We start from the raw sequence: 7,633 nt of genomic DNA, 5'->3' as shown, positions 1-7,633 counted from the left end.
TGCCAATCAGAAAAGGCAACTTATCAGCTATTAAAAAATACAGGCATTGAATCCATCATTGTGGGCACTTATGAAAATTTGTTAAGCCAGCAACAGATTGAGCAATTGATTCAAAGTTGTTCTCAATAATCATTATAAAAATTGTGTGATAAAAATGGCTATAAGATAAATTCATATAGCCATGATATTTTTGATTAAAATGAGCATTTTAAGTTATAGGGCTGATAATTTTTTTCCTCCTGAATCACAGGCTAAACCCAATACAGCACCTGTTACAAGAGAAATCATTAAGATTAACCAGTTATTGCCTGAGAAGCCATCAATCGCGAAGTATGTATAGCAGCCGACAAACATGCCAGGAATAAATGATAACCAGTTAATATTACCGAGCAGCATGATGAGTGCCACTAATGCACCAACAGCGATGGCTGTAGAAACACGAGTATTCATAATTGAAATGTTTTCAACCATAGCAATATCAATGACGATCATTAAATAGGCTAAAAAAGCACCAATTAACGTTGTACACCAAGTTAAAATCATGCCTTTAGGGCCTGGTTTTCCTGAGGCAAAATAAGCTGTACAGCCTGCGAATCCCGCCCAAACATTGAGATAAACTAATGAAGCAAAACCCGCCCAAATACCACATAAAACACCTGTAACTAGTGCTGATATCCAAATTGAACGTGATAGTTGCATATTAAAGCCCTTTATTCAATGCTGTTAGCTAAAGCGATTAAAGCCTTTTCAAATACTTCAAAGGGTGGATTTGTTAAGCCTGTACCGATCATGCCAATGCCTGCATCTTTATGTGCAATGGCCGTATTAATGATTGGTAAGATGCCTGTTTCTGCCACTTTAATCGCATCAATACCTGTTGCAATGCCTCTAAAGTTAAGAATAGGAATGGTAATATTGGGATTAATACCTGTTGTGATGTCTAACATTTCCACAGAGTAATTTAAGGCTTCATCAACCGTTCCTCCCACCAATGGTACAATTGCCGGTGCTGCGGCCATTGCAAAACCACCAATACCAAATGTTTCGGTGATTGCACTATCCCCAACGTCTAAGCCTGCATCTTCTGGCTTATAGCCTGCTAGCATTGGGCCAATGACGGGTTGAGCTGGTCCTGTAAACCATTTAAATCCTTCAAAATGGCTTAAACGGATACCAAATTCAACACCGTTGCGGCACATTGTTGTTAATATGCTACTATTTTTAACACCGTGGCCTGCATCTAATGCTGCTTTACATACAGCCATCCAAGTTGGTCCACTGAAATAGTCACTGCTTGCTAAGAATTCAAATACAGCAATTTTCTCTGCGTCAGAGAATTTTGTTTTTAAAATATGAGGTGTCAGTTGTTGAATTAAGAGTAAAGAGCCTGCAATATTTCGGTTATGATCTTCATCACCCATTTGGATTGCTTGTGCAAGTAACATACGAAGATCAATCTCTTTTGCATAAGTCATCGCTTCGCTTAGCATTGGGCCTAAAATATCGCGCATCCAAATTAAACGGTCAATAACAGATTGGTCATTAGCCCCCATGCGTAAGATTTTAGCAAGTTGCTCTGAAAGATTGGTATAGGCGATATTGCCATGGGTTTTATTCTTGACAATATGCACATACATCGATGCTGATGTAATGCCCGTCATTGATCCTACTGCATCATGTTCATGGCACGGTGAGAAAATAATGTTACCGGATGCGGCTACTTTTTCTGCTTCAACAATATCTTTCGCGAGTCCTTCAAAAACGATGGCACCTGTGACTGCCCCTTTCATCGCCCCACACATATTTTCCCATTGAATTGGTGGTCCGGCATGAATGATCATATTTTTTTGCATACCTGGAATAACGTCAATGGCCGGTTGATAACCGATTAATACAGGATGCGCATCAATAATACGCTGGATGACTTCTTGGTTGGCAGCATCAATTTTTGCACGAATCTTAGGTTCAGATAATTTATCCAATGCTTTTTGTAATTCATGAGAAATGGATGTGCGTGGCTTCCAATTTACCTGCTCAACAGTCGCATTTTGTTTTTCTAAGTCTTTTTTGAAAATCTCGCCACCAACATTGAGTACGGATAATTTTGTTTCAAATAAATTCTGTGTCATTGTTATGTTCTCCTAACTTAAATAGATGCTAAAAGTTGACGTGCCAAAGCACCTAAATCAGCAACGCTGTTGGCATTGATGACATTTAGAGACTCAAGTTTTTGTAATTGTGTTGTTTTATTTTGGAAGTCTTTATGTGTGCCTAAGATATAAGCAATAAAAATGATGTTTCTACCATCTGCTTTTGCAATTTTCTGGGCTTCTTGGATAGATACTTCCATTGCACCAACGGGATCATCATGAGCACCAAATCCTAATTCAATGTCTAATAAAATGGCTGCAACAGATGGATCTTTTGCCTGTTCAACAATGGCAGCTGAGCGGAAAGAAGGGTCAATCATCGGGTGAGGTTTACCTTGGGTATAAGCATCATCACCAAAATCGATTAAAGCATTGCCTGTTAATTTCTCACCAAATTGATTACGAGATTCTACGGGGCCTGCAACATTAGATGTCACGGTGTTATTTTCTTTAAGGGCATAGAATACTTCGTCACATACTGTACCGCCTGCAAATAACCCTCGAATGTATTTTTGAGAGCTTTGCAAACTTTTAGCGCTTTGTAAAAGTTCTGTTGCATCAGTTTTAATAGGAACATAAGGTGTTTGTGTTGATAATGCAACCGCAATTTGAGCAGCCTCAGTTGTGGAACGTGCAAAGGTAATGTTACCTTCTTGTCCTTGCATATCTGCACCAATAAAGCAGACCACGAAAGGTTTTTGCAATGTTTGTACGTATTGAATAATTTTGTCTTGAATAGATTTTGCAGGGGGTTTAGAAATTAATGTAATGATTTGAGTTTTGGGGTCAGCATGGAGCATTTTGATACCTTGCAGCATCATTATGCCACCAACATCTTCGCTTAGGTCGCGACCACCGACACCGATTAATTGGCTAATACCTGCATTGAGAGCATCAATTTGTACGCTGACTTCTTGGCTGCCGGTTCCTGAGGCTGCAACAACACCGATATTACCTTTGCTAACTTCATTAGCAAAACACAGCCCTATTTGGTTAATAATTGCAGTACCACAATCAGGCCCCATAACTAATAATGATTTTTCTTGGGCAAGTTTTTTGAGCGATATTTCATCTTGTAGTGGAACATTATCGCTAAAAATCATGACATGTTTATTATGATTTAATGCTGTTAAAGCTTCTTGATAGACATATTCTCCAGGGATGGAAAATAAAACTAAGTTAGATTCAGGCTCGGATGAGATGGCTTTATTCAGAGAATTATAGTTTTTAGTTGTACTTGTACCTTGTGATTGAGCAGTACGAAGCTCTTCAATTTGGGTTAATACTGTGTCCGCGTCATTGGCATCTTTTAATGCAAAAACAATGATGAGATCATTTTTGTCGGCGTTTTCAATTTCTTCAGTCATTAGGCCAACATCTCCAATGACTTGTTTATTCATGGCAGTGCCCATGCCAATCATTGCTTTTTCAACTAAGGGTAAATCATTTACTTTTGTGGATAATGCCATCAGCATCATAGAATCAATGTAAGTATTAGGTTTAATCAATGCGTGTATAAACATAAAGATACTCCTGTATTAATTAAATGATTATTTAATTTTTAATTAAGATTCTAATTATTGTTTTAGGGGGGTTCTTATTCTAAGCTACAAAGGAATATCTAAAGAGTCAAACAATAGATACAAAGTAATTGATGACTTTTGATCAATATATAAGGGCAAGTAAGTAATAGCAACTGTTTGATATTTAATTTATTTTATAAATTATTGGTGATATGGTGCAATTCTGATTACTATATGTTGTGTACTTACTTTATATTAACTAAAAAATGTTATGTCCAAACCAAAACCTTTTGTAATTGCTTCTGAATCCATTCCAACAACACAAAAAACAGTAGAATGGCAACAGCAAAATAGCGCTTCATTTGCATTCGCATTAAGCCATTCAGCCAAGAATAGTCAACAAAAAATTGTCACGATTGTTGAAAACATGCAGCAAGCGGAGAGCCTATGGCAAGACCTGGCTTTCTTTGGACATACGGCTACGATTTTTCCTGATACAGAAACATTGCCATACGATAGCTTTTCACCACAACTGAATATCATTTCAGAGCGCTTAGCAACATTGGCAAGATTGCGCCAAGGGGCAATTGATACGTTAATCGTAACGATCCCAACGTTAATGCAACATCTAGCACCCTTACAATTTTTGGATGGACATGTTTTAGTGTTGAAGCCGGGCGATATTGTGGATCGTGATCAATGGCGATTGGGTTTAGAAGCATCAGGTTATCAAAATGTGAAGCAAGTGATGGAACCTGGGGAGTTTGCAATTCGTGGCGCAATTATTGATCTGTTTCCAATGGGAATCACAACGCCCATTCGTGTGGATCTGTTTGATGATGAAGTGGAAAGTATTCGTACATTTGATCCTGAAACTCAGCGCACAGTGGAAACGATTCCTGAGCTGTCCATTTTGCCTGCACGTGAGTTTGATACAAGTCCAAAAGCACTGGAGTTATTTCAACAGAAGTTTAAAAACAGCTTTGAAGTGGATACAACAAAATGCAATCTCTACAAAGAGATTGTAAATGGCAACTTACCTGCGGGTGTAGAAAACTATTTGCCATTATTCTTTGATGATACAGCGACGCTGTTTGATTATTTGGGCGAACAGACAACTTTCATCACTTATCCCAATTTATATAAAAGCGCTGAAAGCTTTCAAAAGCTCATTGATACAAGATATGAGCGCTATCGCCATGATATTGAGCGCCCACTATTATCGCCCGCAAGGTTATACATTAACTTTAATGGCTTAGAGAAAATTTTAGCCAACAAACCTAAAATTACAGTGAGTTTTTCAGGTGATTCTCCAGTTGTGCGCCAGATTAATCAAGTGGAAACTTGGCTGAAAGAGAATGATAAAGGTGCATTAATTCTCACAACAGAAACAACAGGACGCAGAGAGATTCTTTTAGAGCGTTTAAAAGAATTATCGTTATCGCCAGCGGTGCGTGATAAATTTGCGGATATCACAAAAGCACCTGAACATTTTACTTTGTTAACAGGCGCATTGAGTAATAGTTTCAGTTATCAGAACCAATTTGCGTTGGTGACAGAGAATAGTCTGCTTGGTATTCCAATGCAGACAATGCGCAAGAAACAGCAGAAAACTGTGGATGTTAAATCCATGCTCACAAGCATTGATCACTTAAAAGAAGGTGATCCGATTGTGCATTTGAAACATGGTGTTGGGCGCTATGTGGGCTTGGATAGCATTGATGATAATGAACTGTTGGTGATTGAATATAAAGGCAATTCGAAGCTATATATTCCAATTACAGACTTGAATGATTTATCTCTATATACAGGTGGCTCAAAAGAGAGTGCGCCTTGGCATAAATTGGGTTCGGATCAATGGGAAAAAATCTGTAAAAAAGCTTCTGAAAAGATTCATGATACAGCTGCCGAATTATTGGATATCTATTCACGCCGTGAACTGCAAGAAGCACGCGGTATGGAGTTGTTGGATGAATATGATCAATTTGCAGCAAGCTTCCCATTCCAAACAACGCCAGATCAACAACGGGCGATTGATGATGTGCTCAAAGATTTAACCGTTGGCAAAATGGATCGCATCATTTGTGGTGATGTGGGCTTTGGTAAAACGGAAGTTGCGATGCGCGGTGCTTTCATGGCTGTGATGAATGGCTATCAAGTGGCTTTGCTTGCACCCACAACACTGTTGGCAGAGCAACATGTACAAGATTTTATGGATCGCTTTGCTGATTGGCCTGTAAAAATTGCAGGTTTGTCACGCTTTAGATCATCGAAAGAAACCAAAGAAACTTTGGAGCTATTGGCAGAAGGGCGCGTTGATATTGTCATTGGTACACACAAGCTATTATCGAAAGATGTGAAGTTTAAAAATTTGGGCTTAGTCATCATCGATGAAGAGCATCGTTTTGGTGTGAAGCACAAAGAGCAATTAAAATCACTTCGTACAGAAGTGAACTTGCTGACAATGACTGCAACGCCGATTCCACGGACATTGAACATGGGTTTGTCAGGTTTGCGTGAATTATCCATCATCGCAACACCACCGATGGAAAGAATCGCTGTGAAAACATTCGTCAACGAATGGAATGAAGAGCTGATGATCGAAGCCATGAATCGTGAATTAAAGCGTGGCGGACAAATGTATGTATTGCACAATGAAGTGGAAACGATCGGGTTGATGCAAGATACATTAGAGCGCTTGATGCCAGAAATTAAAGTGGGCATTGCGCATGGGCAGATTAAAGAAGCAGAACTTGAAAAAGTGATGTTGGATTTCTACCATCATCGCATTCAAGTATTGCTTTGTACAACAATCGTGGAATCAGGGATCGATGTGCCGAATGCCAATACAATGATCATCAACAGAGCGGATAAATTAGGCTTGGCGCAGTTGCATCAATTGCGTGGGCGTGTTGGGCGATCTCATCACCGTGCTTACTGTTATTTGATTGTGCCACCTGAAAAACAGATGACGAAAGATGCTGTGAAACGCATTGAAGCATTAACAGAAACAGAGATTCTCGGTGCAGGCTTTATGATCGCCAATCATGACTTAGAAATTCGTGGGGCAGGTGAGTTACTCGGCGATTCACAAAGCGGGCAGATCACAGAAATGGGTTTCTCGCTCTATATGGAACTGTTAACGCGCGCAGTAGAAGCAATTAAGCGCGGCGAAACATTGGATGTGAACCAGCCATTTAAGCAAGGGATGGAAGTTTCGATCGGCGTGCCTGCATTGATTCCTGAAGATTATATTGGCGATATTCCTACGCGCTTATCATTGTATAAACGCATCGCAAGTGCGGAAAGCTTGGATGATTTGAATAACATTCACATCGAGATGATTGATCGCTTTGGTTTATTACCTGATCAAACGAAGCGCTTATTCAAAATTGCAGAGATTAAATTGAAATCAGCACCATTGAATTTAGAAAAAATTGAAGCAACAGCTGATGGCGTTCGCATTATCTTTGGCTCTAAACCGCACATTAATTTAAGAGCAATGATTGATTTGATTCAGCAGAAACCGAATTTCTATCAACTCCAAGGGCAAGAGGTTTTACGCTACAAATTGCCCATGGAAAATGAAGAAGTGCGCATCAATAGTATTTTGAAGTTGATTGAGGAATTAAAACCATAAGACCTAAAATATATTTTACTTGAGATTAAAATTTATGAAAAAAATAATAATAACCATAATACTTTTACTGAATATTCTATTGATAGGTCATGCTGATAATAATTATCGTATTCAGAATGATCTATTTTATGAGGAGGTTTATGCGCCTGCTAAAACGATAGAGTGGATAGAAACGACCGATGGTACGATCACCGCACATGCTATGTCATATTTCAATGCACAAGGAAATGTTCAACAAATTGTATTTTTACCAAACATCCTTGGAGATATCAAAGAACTAAAGAAAAATAGCGATGATTTAATCTTTTTCATATCTGAGC

The 7,633-nt window shown here is 38.8% G+C and carries 5 protein-coding genes; 2 read left to right on the top strand and 3 right to left on the bottom strand.

What is annotated here, in order from left to right; all coding sequences use genetic code 11:
• Positions 1-213: 213 nt before the first annotated feature.
• The 3 genes from BZK14_RS10865 to fdrA are packed head-to-tail and all read right to left on the bottom strand — an operon-like array spanning position 214 to position 3,673.
• Positions 214-699, bottom strand: coding sequence for a DUF1097 domain-containing protein (locus tag BZK14_RS10865; protein ID WP_077926508.1), 486 nt, complete (start codon positions 697-699; stop codon positions 214-216).
• Between the two features lie 11 nt (positions 700-710).
• A complete protein-coding gene (locus BZK14_RS10860) occupies positions 711-2,135 on the bottom strand; it encodes a YlbE family protein (RefSeq protein ID WP_425445332.1) in 1,425 nt (474 codons plus the stop codon).
• Between the two features lie 11 nt (positions 2,136-2,146).
• A complete protein-coding gene (gene fdrA / locus BZK14_RS10855) occupies positions 2,147-3,673 on the bottom strand; it encodes an acyl-CoA synthetase FdrA (RefSeq protein ID WP_077926506.1) in 1,527 nt (508 codons plus the stop codon).
• Positions 3,674-3,944: 271 nt separating this feature from the next.
• Between fdrA and mfd the strand changes: the two genes are divergently transcribed.
• Complete coding sequence (gene mfd, locus BZK14_RS10850) at positions 3,945-7,313, top strand: transcription-repair coupling factor (protein WP_077926505.1); 3,369 nt, start codon at positions 3,945-3,947, stop codon at positions 7,311-7,313.
• 34 nt (positions 7,314-7,347) lie between these two features.
• Positions 7,348-7,633, top strand: a 286-nt coding sequence (locus BZK14_RS13360; RefSeq protein WP_171973709.1) for a hypothetical protein, incomplete at its 3' end; no start/stop codon positions are given.

This window comes from Wohlfahrtiimonas larvae (assembly GCF_002006755.1).
In the GTDB taxonomy this organism is placed as follows: Bacteria; Pseudomonadota; Gammaproteobacteria; order Cardiobacteriales; family Wohlfahrtiimonadaceae; genus Wohlfahrtiimonas; species Wohlfahrtiimonas larvae.
The sequence above is the reverse complement of the archived record's forward strand: the minus strand, read 5'-3'. Positions and strand labels throughout refer to the sequence as shown.